We start from the raw sequence: 12,557 nt of genomic DNA, 5'->3' as shown, positions 1-12,557 counted from the left end.
CTCTTTTTGCAAGGGTCGCGAGCACACAATCAAAAACGGAACGCTGGCATACTTCCCCGCTCATTGGCGCAGGAACCGACCATGCCTCGATATCTTGTTTTAGGTTTATGTCTTTTGGCCCCCATCGCCTTGGCCGAGAGCGATGATCACGACCTCGCCTACAGCCTCGGCGCCAGCCTGGGTGAGCGGCTGCGCCAGGATATGCCAGGCCTGCAGCTGGACGCACTGGTCGACGGGTTACGCCAGTCCTACCAGGGACAGCCGCTGAAGCTCGACAACGCTCGGATGCAGGCCGTGCTTCAACAGCATGAGGCGCAGGAGGGTGATGCTGAGACACAAAAACTCCAAGCGTCCGAAAAACGCTTCATGGCCAATGAGCGCGGGCGTTATGGCGTACGTGAGTTAACGCAGGGCATCCTCTACAGCGAGCTGCAGGCAGGCACGGGTGCGCAGCCGAAACCCGGCGGCAAGGTGCAGGTACGCTACGTGGGCAAGTTGCCGGATGGCTCGATATTCGACCAGAACCAGGCACCACAGTGGTTCAGCCTGGACTCGGTGATCGAAGGTTGGCAGTTAGCCTTGCCGCTGATGCACGCCGGCGCCAAATGGCGCCTGGTGATTCCATCAGCACAAGCCTACGGAGCCGAGGGCGCGGGTGACTTGATCGCACCCTATACACCCTTGGTGTTCGAGATCGAACTGCTGGCGGTTGGCGACTGACGCCAACCCTCAGGCCTCGACCGCGCCTTGTTCCTTGTGCGCGTTATGCAGCACTTCGATCAGGCAGTCTTCAAGTTCAAAGCGTTCATGCAGCAGGCCACCCAGCTTGCCTAGTTTTTCGGCGAAGCGTTCGGTGTCCTTGCACTCGCCTTTCGCGCAATGGTCATTGAAGGCCAGCGCGATCTGGGTGATGTCGTTGATCCGCGGATTGATCTCTTCGGCCAGTTTCAGCGCTCTCTCGTCATCGAAAGCCTTGGCCTCACTGACCAGCTGTTCGCAGACCTCGAAATGCCACGCCGAACAGTAGTCGACAAGCAGGCCGCAAAAGTCTCCATTTGTGTCCTTGTCGGCGAAGGCTGGCTTCAAATCACGCAGTGCGCCGAAAGACTGCACCAGGTCCTGGCGCGCCTTCAACCAACGGTCGATCAGGTCGTGCACCCCACCCCAGCGTTCCTGGGCATTCTGACAACTATCGAGCATGGCAATCTCTTCCCTTCTGGGTAGATGCCGCTGCACCTCGCACCACGACCGCGCAGCACAAAGGTGACATCAGCAGGACGGCATCGAGCAGTTGTGTTTTCGGTATACGTGCTGCGAGATTATTCCCGCGCGTGCTGCCCTTCAAGGTACGCAGAGGACAAAGTTCATACAAGTGTTTAATCCCCTGATACATCGCCATTGGTCGCGCTAATGATCCAGCCTTGCGCCAGGTCATGTTCCTGCCAGGCTGCGGAAACGATACGCCAGCAGGTAACTCAAGGGCAGCGCCGCCAGTAACAGGAAGGCCAGCAGGCTCCACTCCGGCAGCGTCAGGTCGAGAAAACTCCAGGTCAGTGAGTGGCAATCCGGGCCGCCGAACAGAAGTTGCCGCGTCGCTTCCCCCCAGGAGTTCACCAATAGCTGCCCGATCGGCGCCGGGCATACATGGCTGGCACCGCCTGCACCCTGCAACCAGACATGCCGTGCTGCCAACAATGCGCCGGCCAGCGAGCACCCCAGCGTCACTTGTGCATAAAGGCGAGTGCCGCGGGTGCCCGGTGCCTGCACCACCGCTGCCAGGCTTAGCAGCCCGTATACACCAAGCAGCACCCGCTGGCTCAGACACAACGGGCACGGCACCAGCCCAAGGACGTTTTCCAGGTACATGGACGCGGCGAGCACTGCCAGTGCGGCCAGGCAGGCGGGAAGGAAAAACGTGCGCAAACGGGCCGGCAGCATAGGCGGTTCAGGTCCCGGGGAAGAGATAGAGGCCTGAAACGGTAGAGGAAAGACGCCCTTTGTTTCAAGGCACGACAGCAACGACAAGTCGCTGAATAGCGTAGGAAATTTCCGGAGCCAAGGTAGGAGGCGACTGAAGAAGCGGACGTCAGATTTAACTGGCAGCGGTGGATAAATTACCCGCCCCCAAAGCCCGCACCTTGGCGCGGGCCTTGGGGTAGGTCAGGCGCGAACGCCTTCTGGCAGCGGTAAAGCCAGCAGGCGTTCGTCCAACAGGCCAAGGCCTTCCTGGAACAATTGGTTACTGCGTTCGGTCTCGCCCAGGCCAGCGAGCAAGCGGGCCAGTTCGGCACAAGCCTCAGGGTTGCGTTCCATGCGCAGGCTGCTTTCCAGGTAGTCACGCGCCTTGCCCCACAGCCGGTTCTGCAGGCTCAGGCGGCCCAGGGTCAGTAGCAGGCTGGCGTCTTGCGGGTGAGCCTTGAGCCAGCCTTCGGCGGTTTGCAGCTGGCGCGCCGGGTCCTCGCCGCGCACCAGGCCGTACAGACGGGCCAGGTGGCTCTCATACTCGCGTTTCAGGGCCGTGCGCAGTACTTGCTCGGCCTCGCTCTGGGCGCCCACCTGGCGCAGTTGCTCGGCGTAGGCCAGCACCAGTTGCGGCTCTTGGCGCTGGGCCGCAGTCAGTTGCTGCCAGGCCCGCTCCAGGGCCTGGCGGGCACTTGGCGCGTCCTCGCCACGGGTAGTCGCCAGGCTCAGGTTCTGGCCCCATGCGCGTTGCTCAAGGGCGGCCAGTTCCGCAGCCGGCAGCACCTTGCCCTTGCGAAGGTCGGGCAGTAGACGAATCAAGGCCGACCAATCGCCGCGCTCCAGGTGCAGGCGCTGCAACAGGCGCAGCACCTGGCTGTTGTGCGGGTGGCGCTCCTGCATGGCCAGCAGGGTTTCCAGAGCACCATCGCTTTCGCCACGGTCCATCTGTAACTGGGCATGGGTCAGGGCAATGGCCAGCTCCGCCTGTGGCTGGCGCTCCAAGGCGCGCTCCAGCAAGTTGTCGCTGTCTTCGGTACGGCCTTGCTCATTGGCCGCACGCGCGGCACCCAGGTAGTACAGCAGCGGTTGGCGCTCGGCCTCGGCGGCACGGTGCAGGTGGCGCTGGGCACTGGCCCAGCGGCCCTCGGCGAGGTCGAGTTGGCCCTGCTCGATGGCCAGGCGAATGCGCCGGCTACGGTTGCGCCGCGACCAGGGGTTGACCACGCCGCTTGAGGTCAGCACAAGGCCGACCAGGTAACGCAGCAACCACAACAACAAGACCACCGCCAGCAACCCGGCAAGGGCTGCCCACAGCCCCGACTGATAACGGAAGCCACCATAGGAGATCAACACGTAGCCGCTATGCTTGGCGACTGCGATGCCCAACGCTGCGGCAACCACTATAGCCAGCACGGCCAGCAGGTAGACACGCTTCATGGCTTGCCCCCTTCAGCCTCGGCCGGCAAGTGGCGGCGCTGGATATAGGCCTGCACTGCCGCCAGGCTTTCGCTGAGGTCTGGGGTTACCACCGACACCGGTTGCTCAGCCAGGGCATTGAGGCTTTCGAGCATGGCCTTGCTTTGCGGGTTGTCAGCGTTGAAGTTGGCCAGCAGCACGCTGCGGGCATCGTCCAGCGCCTGGGTGTAGACCTTGGCATCACCATTGAGCGCCGCCCACTGTGCCTGCTCGATGGTCAGGCTCAGGGCCAGGCGCAGCTGGTTCAATTGTTGCCCGGCCAGCAGCGGCCGCACGTTCTCATCGGCGTTGAAGTCGATCTGGAAGTACTTGGAGATCTCGGCCCACCACTGCGACAGGCGGCTGGCGCCATCGCCGTCGGCGGTCAGTGCGCCAAGTGCATCGGCATTGCTCTCGAACTCAGGCGACTGGGCGCTCAACTGTTGTACCAGCTCACGCTGTGCAGCGAGTTTCAGGAACAGGCCAGTACGGTCGGGTTGCTGGGTGCTGTTGAGCGTGGCCAGGCTGCGGGCCAGTTGCTCACGGGCGGCGAAGGAACCCGGGTCGCTCTGCTCACGCAGGATCTCGTCGGCGCCCTCGACCAGCGCCTTGGCGCTGGTGATGTCCTGCAAGGCCGACAGGCGCAGGGTGGCCAGGCGCAGCAGGTGCTCGGCTTCGGCCAGGCGCCACTCCTTGCGGCTTTCACCCAGCACGGTTTCCACCCGCTGGCTGAGGCGCTGCTGGTCGCCCTGCAATTGCGCCACCAGGCGGCGGCGGTCTTCGAGCTCGCTGGCTGCCGGCAGGCTGGCCAGTTGCGCGCTGATCTGCTGTTCACGCTGCTGCAGGGCCTCGGCACGCTGGTTCAGCGCCTCGATGTGCTGGCCCTGATTGAACTCGCTGCCTTGCAGTTGACGCACCTGCCAGACACCCCAGCCACCTACCGCCACCCCGGCCGCGCCCAGCAGCAAGGCCAGCGCTGCCAGACCACTGCCGGAGCGCTTGGCAGGTGGGGCGGTAACGGGGTCCGCCGGCGCCTGTGCCGACGGCTGATCGTTATTGGACAAGACAGTCTCGCTCACGTATCCATCCTTTGCATGGGGGCGCATCGCATTCAGCTTAGCGCCTTAAGAGGCAGGTGCAGCGCTGCGCTGCACGGCTGCCAGCAAGGCCGCGGCACTAGCGCCACGGCAATCCACAACCTGTTGGGCCCCGGCGGCCCGGGCCTGCTCGGCGACCCGCGGGCTAGGCACGAACAGTGGTAGCCGGGCCAGCTGCGGCCAATCGGCGCCGGCCATTTGCTGCAAATGTTCGAAACCCTGCCCACTGCTGACCACCAGGCCATTGAGGCGTTCCGCTTCGATGCGGCGCTTCAGGGTGCCCGCCGGGTAATCCGGGAGGCAGCGACGATACAGTTCCAGATATTCGACACTAGCACCTTGCTCTGCAAGACGCTCTGCCAGCAGTTCGCGACCTCCGACGCCGCGTACGATCAAGACTCGCGCTGCAGGTACGGCAACTGCCTGGCGCAGTGCCGGCAACGCCAGCAAGGCCTCGCTGTCATCGCCGCGTGGTGGGTAGCTCACTTCAAGGGCAGCATCCTGCAACACTGCGGCAGTGGCCTCGCCGACCGTGAACCAGTTTTGCCGTGGCGGCTGCAAGCTGGCCTTGGTCAGTTGCTCGAGCAACAGCCGGGCGGCCGGTTTGCTGACCACGATGACTGCCTGGAAGCCATTCAGGGCTTGCAGCAACAACTGCTGCGGAGCCTCGGGTTTTACCGGCTCGATCTCCAGCAGCGGCAAGCAACTGCTGGCCACCCCCGCTGCTGCCAGGTTTTGCGCCAGCGCCGCGCAGTCCTCGGCAGGCCGGGTCAGCAACAGGCGCCATTGGCTCACGGGTGGCCGGCCTCGCCGTAGACTTCCTTGAGGATGGCGTCGGCACCCTGCCCCAACAGGTCTTCCGCCACTTGTACGCCAAGGGTCTCGGCAGCCGACCGGGGGGCACGAGCATCAGCCACCAGCAGCTTGCCGCCGCTCGGCTGGCCAACCAGGCCACGCAACCACAGCTGGTCGCCTTCAAGCACCGCGTAGCAGGCGATCGGCACCTGGCAACCGCCATTCAGGTGTTTGTTCAAGGCGCGCTCGGCCACTACCCGGTCGGCCGTATCGGCATGGTGCAGCGGCGCCAGCAGGGCATGGATTTCATGGTCGGCGCTGCGGCATTCGATGCCCACTGCACCCTGGCCGCCAGCCGGCAGGCTGTCATCGACGCTGATGGTGGAGGTGATGCGGTCTTCGAAGCCAAGGCGGATCAGGCCGGCCGCGGCGAGGATGATGGCGTCGTACTCACCGGCATCGAGCTTGGCCAGACGGGTGTTGACGTTGCCGCGCAGGAAGCGGATCTGCAAGTCCGGGCGACGCGCCAGCAGCTGGGCCTGACGGCGCAGGCTGGAGGTACCGACGATGCTGCCGGCAGGCAGCGCTTCGAGGCTGGCAAAGGTGTTGGAAACGAAGGCATCGCGCGGGTCTTCGCGCTCGCAGATGCAGTACAGGCCCAGGCCTTCGGGGAAGTCCATGGGCACGTCTTTCATCGAATGCACGGCGATGTCGGCTTCGTTGTCCAGCAGGGCGGTTTCCAGCTCCTTGACGAACAGGCCCTTGCCGCCGATTTTTGCCAGCGGCGCGTCGAGCAGCTTGTCACCCCGGCTGACCATGGGCACCAGGGTCACCAGCAGACCGGGGTGGGCCTGCTCGAGGCGGGCTTTGACGTATTCGGCCTGCCACAGGGCCAAGGCACTTTTACGGGTGGCAATGCGGATTTCGCGAGTGGACATGAAACGCCCCGATCCAGAGAAATGCCGCCGATGATAACAGCATCTCCTTTATCGCTTGCAGATGTGGATCAGCTAAGGGCCTCTTGGCGGCTAAAGCCGCTCCCACAGGGTGAGGTGCCACTCCAAAGGCCAATGATCAACCTGTGGGAGCGGGTTCACCCGCGAACAAGGGCGCAGCCCTTGCCATGCGGGCGCCGTATCAGAGGGTCTGCATCATCTTGCGCACACCGGCCACGTGCCGGCGGCTGACGGTCAGGGCATCGCCGTCCAGGCCCTTCAAGTACAGCTGAAAGTGCCCCAGCGGGGTGCGCTGCAGGCGTTCGATGCGCTCGCGGGCAACCAGCGCATTGCGGTGGATACGCACGAAGCGTTCGCCAAACTCGTCTTCCAGTGCCTTGAGCGGTTCGTCGAGCAGCACTTCCCCGGTTTCATGGCGCAACGTCACATACTTGTGGTCGGCAATGAAGTAGATCACCTGCGGCAAAGGGATCAACTCGATGCCTTTGCGCGTGCGTGCACTGATGTGGCTACGTGGGCCGCCACCTTCGTTAGCCGGCCGGGTCAGCGCTGCCAACTGGGCGCGGTTGGGTCTTTCGGCCTTGCGCAACGCATCGCGCAGCGCCTGGGCCTGGATGGGCTTGGTCACATGGCTGAGGGTACTGTCCTTGAATGCCTCGGCACCGTATTCATCATCCCCGGTGCAAAACACCACTGCCGGCGGCGCCTCGCGCTCGCACAAGCGAGCAGCCACCTGCAGGCCGTCCAGGCCTGGCATGCCGATGTCCAGCAGGACCACATCGGGCTTAAGGCTTTCGATCAGCGCCAGGGCCTCTTCGCCGTTGGTGGCGCTAGGCTCCAGTACGGTGTAACCCTCCAGTTCGCCGAGCAGGCGGCTGAGGCGTTCACGGCCTTGGGGTTCGTCATCAACGATCAGGACATTCATAATTGCGCTGGATTCCTGAATGAGTCTCGCACAGGTATAGCGTAGACAGATGTGGTTCGAGCGACACTGCGGTCACGCTCTAGACCGGTGCGATGGCCAAAGATTCACTCGGCTGGCAGATTCACTGCCAGTCCTCTGTCCAACTGTAGACGGTCCGTGGAACACTGCCGTTCATTCCTTGAAATCCTTATCAGCCATTTTCCGGGCATTTCTCTCGACCGGCGCCCTGCGGCAGCCAGCCCAACCCTGCTATCATCGGCGCCACTTTTTCGTTCACGCCTGCAATGAGTGAATCCATGAGCACCGACAAGACCAATCAGTCCTGGGGCGGCCGCTTCAGTGAGCCCGTCGACGCCTTCGTCGCCCGTTTCACCGCCTCGGTCGATTTCGACAAGCGCCTGTACCGCCACGACATCATGGGTTCGATCGCCCATGCCACCATGCTGGCGCAGGTCGGCGTGCTCAGCGATGCCGAGCGCGACACCATCATCGATGGCCTGAAGACCATTCAGGGCGAAATCGAGGCCGGCAACTTCGACTGGCGCGTCGACCTCGAAGACGTGCACATGAACATCGAAGCACGCCTGACCGACCGTATCGGCATCACCGGCAAGAAGCTGCACACCGGCCGCAGCCGCAACGACCAGGTAGCCACCGATATCCGTCTGTGGCTGCGCGACGAGATCGACCTGATCCTGGCCGAAATCACCCGCCTGCAGCAGGGCCTGCTCGAGCAGGCCGAGCGCGAGGCCGAAACCATCATGCCCGGCTTCACGCACCTGCAGACGGCGCAACCGGTCACCTTTGGCCACCACTTGCTGGCCTGGTTTGAAATGCTCAGCCGGGACTACGAGCGCCTGGTCGACTGCCGCAAGCGCACCAACCGCATGCCACTGGGCAGCGCCGCCCTCGCCGGTACCACCTACCCGATCGACCGCGAACTCACCTGCAAGCTGCTGGGCTTCGAGGCCGTGGGTGGCAACTCGCTGGACGGCGTCTCGGACCGTGACTTCGCCATCGAATTCTGCGCCGCGGCCAGCCTGGCGATGATGCACCTGTCGCGCTTCTCCGAAGAGCTGGTGCTGTGGACCAGCGCCCAGTTCCAGTTCATCGACCTACCCGACCGCTTCTGCACCGGCAGCTCGATCATGCCGCAGAAAAAGAACCCGGACGTGCCAGAGTTGGTACGAGGCAAGACCGGCCGTGTGTTCGGCGCCCTGACCGGCTTGCTGACCCTGATGAAAGGCCAGCCGCTGGCCTACAACAAGGACAACCAGGAAGACAAGGAACCGCTGTTCGACGCCGCCGACACCCTGCGCGACTCGCTGCGTGCCTTTGCCGACATGATCCCGGCGATCAAGCCCAAGCACGCGATCATGCGTGAAGCGGCCCTGCGTGGTTTCTCCACCGCGACCGACCTGGCCGACTACCTGGTACGCCGTGGCCTGCCGTTCCGTGATTGCCACGAAATCGTAGGCCATGCGGTGAAGTACGGTGTGGACACCGGCAAGGACCTGGCCGAGATGAGCCTGGACGAACTGCGCCAGTTCAGCGACCAGATCGAGCAGGATGTGTTCGCCGTGCTGACTCTGGAAGGCTCGGTGAATGCGCGTGACCACATTGGTGGTACGGCGCCGGCGCAGGTTCGCGCGGCCGTTGTTCGTGGCAAGGCCCTGCTGGCGTCTCGCTAACCCCCCAAGGCGAGGGCTTCGCCCTCGTTCGCGGGCACGCCCGCTCCCACAGGTATTGCACAAGTTTCAAAAACGGTGCAGACCTGTGGGAGCGGGCATGCCCGCGAAGGGCTCAACACCAGACTCAGCGCTTGCCGCTGCGGATCATCTCCATGAAGGCCGGCATCGCCGCCTCCTTGTCCGCCACGATCCGCGCCATGTGCGGGTTTTCGCCCATTAGTTGCATCAACGCCTTGGCCTGCGGGAAGTCCGCCAAAAAGTCGATGTTCAGCACTTTCTTGCCCACGGCATAAGCCAGGTCGACCGAGAAGCAGAACATCAGGTCTGCCAGCGTCAGTTGTTCACCCGCTACATAAGGCGCGAAGCGCCCGTTGCGCTTGAGCGTGGCAAACCCGGCCAGCAGGTCAGCACGCGCTTTCTCTTTGATCAGCGGCTCGACCGGCATGCCAAAGAACGACTCGGCGTAGCAGGTACGCGCCGGCAGCTCGATGTACAGCTCGATTTCCTTGAGAAGCTCACGCACCTTGGCCTGCTCGAACGGGTCGGCCGGCAGCAGTGCCTTGCCGCTTTGAGTCTGTTCGATGTAGTCGAGGATCACACTGGTTTCGCTGAGGAAGCCCTGCTCGGTCTGCAGCACCGGCACCTTGCCCCGCGGGCTCACTTCCAGCGCCTGTGGCGCCTGGCCACCATAGAAGGTGACCTCCTCGAAAGGCAGGCCTTTTTCGAGCAAGGCCAACTTGACCATGTTGTAGTAGTTGCTGACCGAAAAACCATGAAGCTTGAGCATGAGGTAACAGCCTCCAGGCCGTAAGGGGTTGGCTGGGCTTTTATAGACCGATCGCCGGCCCCTGACCAGCGTCATGCACCCCGTCAATGCCCGGGCATTGCCGCCACAGGCATGGCACACTGTTGCATCACATCCCAGGAGTACCGCGATGAGCGAGCCCACCGACATCGACAATGACGACGAAGCCTTCGCCGAGGCAACGCTGACCCAGGCCATCGAAAACCAGATTGAAAGCGGCGAGCCGCCTGCAGCCAAGGCCACTTTCAACAAGCTGACCCTGGTCGGCTATGAGCGTGACGACATTCTCAACCTGATGGCCCACGTGCTGGCCTTCGAGATCGACAACATGCTGGTGGAGGACCGTGCGTTCAACGGCGAGTGGTACGAGAACGCTCTGCGAGCGCTGCCGGAGCTGCCGCCTGAGATGGATCAAGGCGACGACGAATAACCCGGCTACACTCGAAGGTCAGGCACCATAGAAAGTGCCGTAATCCTTGTCTGGAAGTCAGGAGTTGCCATGCCTTTTACCCCCGATTTGATCGACGAAATGGAAGTACTCGCGCTGTTCAAACACGACAGCAGCCAGGAAGGCATAAAGATAACCAGCACCGCATCCCCCGCCCTGATCGCGGCTGCGCAGCGCCTGCATGAGAAAGGGCTGACCGATCAACCGGATGGCGGTTACCTGACCAGCCTGGGTCACGACGCTGTCGAAAGTGTCCAGTTGCTGCAGAACATTCTCAAGGCGCCACAGCCGGCCTGAACATCAGCCTTGCGCAATCTGAGACCTTGCATGGTCACTGTGGAAGCGGGTTCACCCGCTCCTACAGTGACCGTGCAGGTTCCAGTCAGTTGGCCGCCGCCCTGCGCTTCTCCGCCAGGCGCGAGCGCCCGAACAGCAACACAATGGCCAGCAAGGCCAGCGCCTGCGCCGACAGCGAGTAGGCATCGGGGTGAATCCCCAGCCAGTCGAATTCGAAGAACCCAACCGGCCGCGTGCCCAGCATTCCAGCCTCCTGCAGCGCCTTCACGCCATGCCCGGCGAACACCACCGACAGCACGCACAGCAGCCCGGCGTTGATGCTGAAGAACAGCGATAGCGGCAGCTTGGCCGACCCACGCAGGATGACCCACGCCAAACCTACCAGCAGGACCAATGCCGTGGCGCCACCCGCCAGCACCGCCTGGTGCCCGGCAGGGCCGGCCTGCAGCCACAGGGTTTCGTAGAACAGAATCACTTCGAACAGTTCGCGGTACACCGAAAAGAACGCCAGCACGGCAAAGCCGAAGCGCCCGCCGCCGCTGACCAGGCTGCTTTTGATGTAGTCCTGCCAGGCAGCGGCATGGCGGCGGTCATGCATCCACACGCCAAGCCACAGCACCATCACCGCGGCGAACAGCGCCGTGCAGCCTTCCAGCAGCTCGCGCTGGGCACCACCTACATCGATCACGTACGCCGCCAAGGCCCAGGTGGCGAAGCCGGCCACCAGCGCCAGACACCAGCCGAGATTGACGCTGCGCACCGCCGACTGCTGACCGGTGTTACGCAGGAAGGCCAGGATCGCCGCCAGCACCAGAATGGCTTCAAGCCCTTCGCGCAGCAGGATCAGCAAGCCGGAGACAAAACTCAGCGACCAACTCAGCCCATCGCTGCCCAACAGTTTGGCTGCCTGCTCAAGCTTGGCCTTGGCTTCGGCCAGACGCTGCTCGGCCTGAGACAGAGGTAAGCCATCCTGCAGAGACTGACGATAAGCCATCAGCGTTTTTTCGGTGTCCTTGCGCGCTTGGGTGTCGATGTTGTCCAGCGAGCTTTCTACCAGCTCAAAGCCTTCCAGATAGGCCGCCACCGACAAGTCGTAGGCTTGGTCGTGGTCGCCTGCGCGGTAAGCCGCCAGGCTTTTGTCCAGGGTGCTGGCGGTGTATTCGAGCAATTGCGCCGGGCCGCGTTTGACCTGTGGCGGCTGGGCACGCTGGGCACGGAACGATGCTACAACCGCATTACCTTCGCTGGCGGCGACTTCGGCCGGGGTCTGGCGAGCCAGGTCGGCGATGTTCCAGGTCTTGTCACTTTTTCCGGCTTCCGGCTTGGCGGTGAAACTGGCGATGTAGGCGGCCACGTCCCAACGCTGGCGGTCGTCCAGCTGGTCGGCAAAGGACGGCATCTCGGTGCCGTCGATGCCCAGGGCAAGCGTGTTGTACAGGTCAAACAGGCTCAACTGATCAAGGCGCGCAACATCGCGCAGGTTGGCGGGTGCTGGCTCCAGGCCGATGCCTGCCGGGCCATCGCCCGCGCCAGTGTCACCGTGGCAGATCGAGCAGTTTTGTGCGTATAGCGAAGCGCCACGGGCTGCGTCCGGGGTGATCACCGGGGCTTGGCTGACCTCGTAGGCCACGGCCAGGCGTGCACCCAGCTGGCGGGCCTGCTTGGCCACCCCCGGGCCGTCCTGACGCTGGTCGATGGCCTGGCGCAGCGCCTGGACGCCCTGCATGAGAGCCGCTTGCTCGGCATTTGCTGGCAGGCCTTTGACCAAGTCGGCCAATACCGTGCTGAACTCCTGCTGCTCGCTGTATTCACCATCGTCGATCACCTTGCCGTCTTGCACGGTCGGCGGGTAGTCAGCGCCAATGTAGTCGAGCAAATGCAGCGCTTTGGTAGCCTCAGCGGGGGCTTCGGCCAGCGCCAAAGTGCTGCACAGCGCCAGCACTGGGCCAAGCAACAAAGCCGGCAGCCAGGCGAGCAGACGGGAACGGGTTTTCATGGCCAGTCTCGAAGGGAATGCGAAAGAGAACATTGTTCACTTCCACTTTGCTTCCCTCAAGGGTGCTGGGCGGATTTCATGAAAAATCTTGCTACAAATCAGATGAAGCGGGATGGCATTCAACCTTAGG

General features: G+C 63.2%; 13 protein-coding genes. 4 read left to right on the top strand and 9 right to left on the bottom strand.

The window, feature by feature from the left end:
* Nucleotides 1-81 precede the first annotated feature (81 nt).
* A complete protein-coding gene (locus OO258_RS24255; protein WP_266033565.1) occupies nucleotides 82-720 on the top strand; it encodes an FKBP-type peptidyl-prolyl cis-trans isomerase in 639 nt (212 codons plus the stop codon).
* 9 nt (nucleotides 721-729) lie between these two features.
* Here OO258_RS24255 and rsd read toward each other — a convergent pair whose 3' ends face one another.
* The 7 genes from rsd to OO258_RS24220 all read right to left on the bottom strand — a co-directional run bounded on the left by rsd (nucleotide 730) and on the right by OO258_RS24220 (nucleotide 7,190).
* The gene (gene rsd, locus OO258_RS24250) at nucleotides 730-1,200 is read right to left on the bottom strand and encodes a sigma D regulator (protein ID WP_266033562.1); all 471 of its coding nucleotides are present in this window, start codon (nucleotides 1,198-1,200) and stop codon (nucleotides 730-732) included.
* A 231-nt stretch (nucleotides 1,201-1,431) separates the two neighbouring features.
* Nucleotides 1,432-1,938, bottom strand: a complete 507-nt coding sequence (locus OO258_RS24245; RefSeq protein ID WP_266033559.1) for a disulfide bond formation protein B — start codon at nucleotides 1,936-1,938, stop codon at nucleotides 1,432-1,434.
* Between the two features lie 222 nt (nucleotides 1,939-2,160).
* Nucleotides 2,161-3,399, bottom strand: a complete 1,239-nt coding sequence (locus tag OO258_RS24240; RefSeq protein WP_266033556.1) for a heme biosynthesis protein HemY — start codon at nucleotides 3,397-3,399, stop codon at nucleotides 2,161-2,163.
* On the bottom strand, nucleotides 3,396-4,496 hold the full coding sequence (locus OO258_RS24235) for a uroporphyrinogen-III C-methyltransferase (RefSeq protein ID WP_266033554.1): 1,101 nt from the start codon (nucleotides 4,494-4,496) through the stop codon (nucleotides 3,396-3,398). Before OO258_RS24235 ends, OO258_RS24240 begins: the two co-directional genes overlap by 4 nt.
* A 45-nt stretch (nucleotides 4,497-4,541) precedes the next feature.
* Nucleotides 4,542-5,309: a uroporphyrinogen-III synthase gene (locus tag OO258_RS24230; RefSeq protein WP_266033551.1), complete on the bottom strand. Its 768-nt coding sequence runs from the start codon at nucleotides 5,307-5,309 to the stop codon at nucleotides 4,542-4,544.
* Nucleotides 5,306-6,247, bottom strand: coding sequence for a hydroxymethylbilane synthase (gene hemC / locus OO258_RS24225; protein ID WP_266033548.1), 942 nt, complete (start codon nucleotides 6,245-6,247; stop codon nucleotides 5,306-5,308). Before hemC ends, OO258_RS24230 begins: the two co-directional genes overlap by 4 nt.
* Before the next feature lie 199 nt (nucleotides 6,248-6,446).
* Nucleotides 6,447-7,190, bottom strand: coding sequence for a LytR/AlgR family response regulator transcription factor (locus OO258_RS24220; RefSeq protein WP_110746761.1), 744 nt, complete (start codon nucleotides 7,188-7,190; stop codon nucleotides 6,447-6,449).
* 296 nt (nucleotides 7,191-7,486) lie between these two features.
* Between OO258_RS24220 and argH the strand changes: the two genes are divergently transcribed.
* Nucleotides 7,487-8,881 (top strand): argininosuccinate lyase, encoded by a 1,395-nt coding sequence (gene argH, locus OO258_RS24215; protein ID WP_266033545.1) that lies wholly within the window; start codon nucleotides 7,487-7,489, stop codon nucleotides 8,879-8,881.
* Between the two features lie 124 nt (nucleotides 8,882-9,005).
* Here argH and OO258_RS24210 read toward each other — a convergent pair whose 3' ends face one another.
* Complete coding sequence (locus tag OO258_RS24210) at nucleotides 9,006-9,668, bottom strand: glutathione S-transferase (protein WP_266033541.1); 663 nt, start codon at nucleotides 9,666-9,668, stop codon at nucleotides 9,006-9,008.
* A gap of 148 nt (nucleotides 9,669-9,816) precedes the next feature.
* Here OO258_RS24210 and OO258_RS24205 point away from each other — a divergent pair, with 148 nt between their 5' ends.
* Both OO258_RS24205 and OO258_RS24200 read left to right on the top strand, forming a co-directional pair.
* Complete coding sequence (locus OO258_RS24205; RefSeq protein ID WP_266033537.1) at nucleotides 9,817-10,116, top strand: hypothetical protein; 300 nt, start codon at nucleotides 9,817-9,819, stop codon at nucleotides 10,114-10,116.
* A 69-nt stretch (nucleotides 10,117-10,185) separates the two neighbouring features.
* Entirely contained in the window at nucleotides 10,186-10,431 is a 246-nt protein-coding gene (locus OO258_RS24200; RefSeq protein WP_003255900.1) for a TIGR02647 family protein, read from the top strand.
* An 85-nt stretch (nucleotides 10,432-10,516) separates the two neighbouring features.
* Here OO258_RS24200 and OO258_RS24195 read toward each other — a convergent pair whose 3' ends face one another.
* Nucleotides 10,517-12,460 carry an FTR1 family protein gene (locus tag OO258_RS24195; RefSeq protein WP_266033534.1) on the bottom strand — a complete coding sequence of 648 codons (1,944 nt, stop codon included), beginning with the start codon at nucleotides 12,458-12,460 and terminating at the stop codon, nucleotides 10,517-10,519.
* Nucleotides 12,461-12,557: the final 97 nt, after the last annotated feature.

The sequence above is a fragment of the Pseudomonas sp. DCB_BI genome (genome assembly GCF_026240995.1).
In the GTDB taxonomy this organism is placed as follows: Bacteria; Pseudomonadota; Gammaproteobacteria; order Pseudomonadales; family Pseudomonadaceae; genus Aquipseudomonas.
The sequence above is the reverse complement of the archived record's forward strand: the minus strand, read 5'-3'. Positions and strand labels throughout refer to the sequence as shown.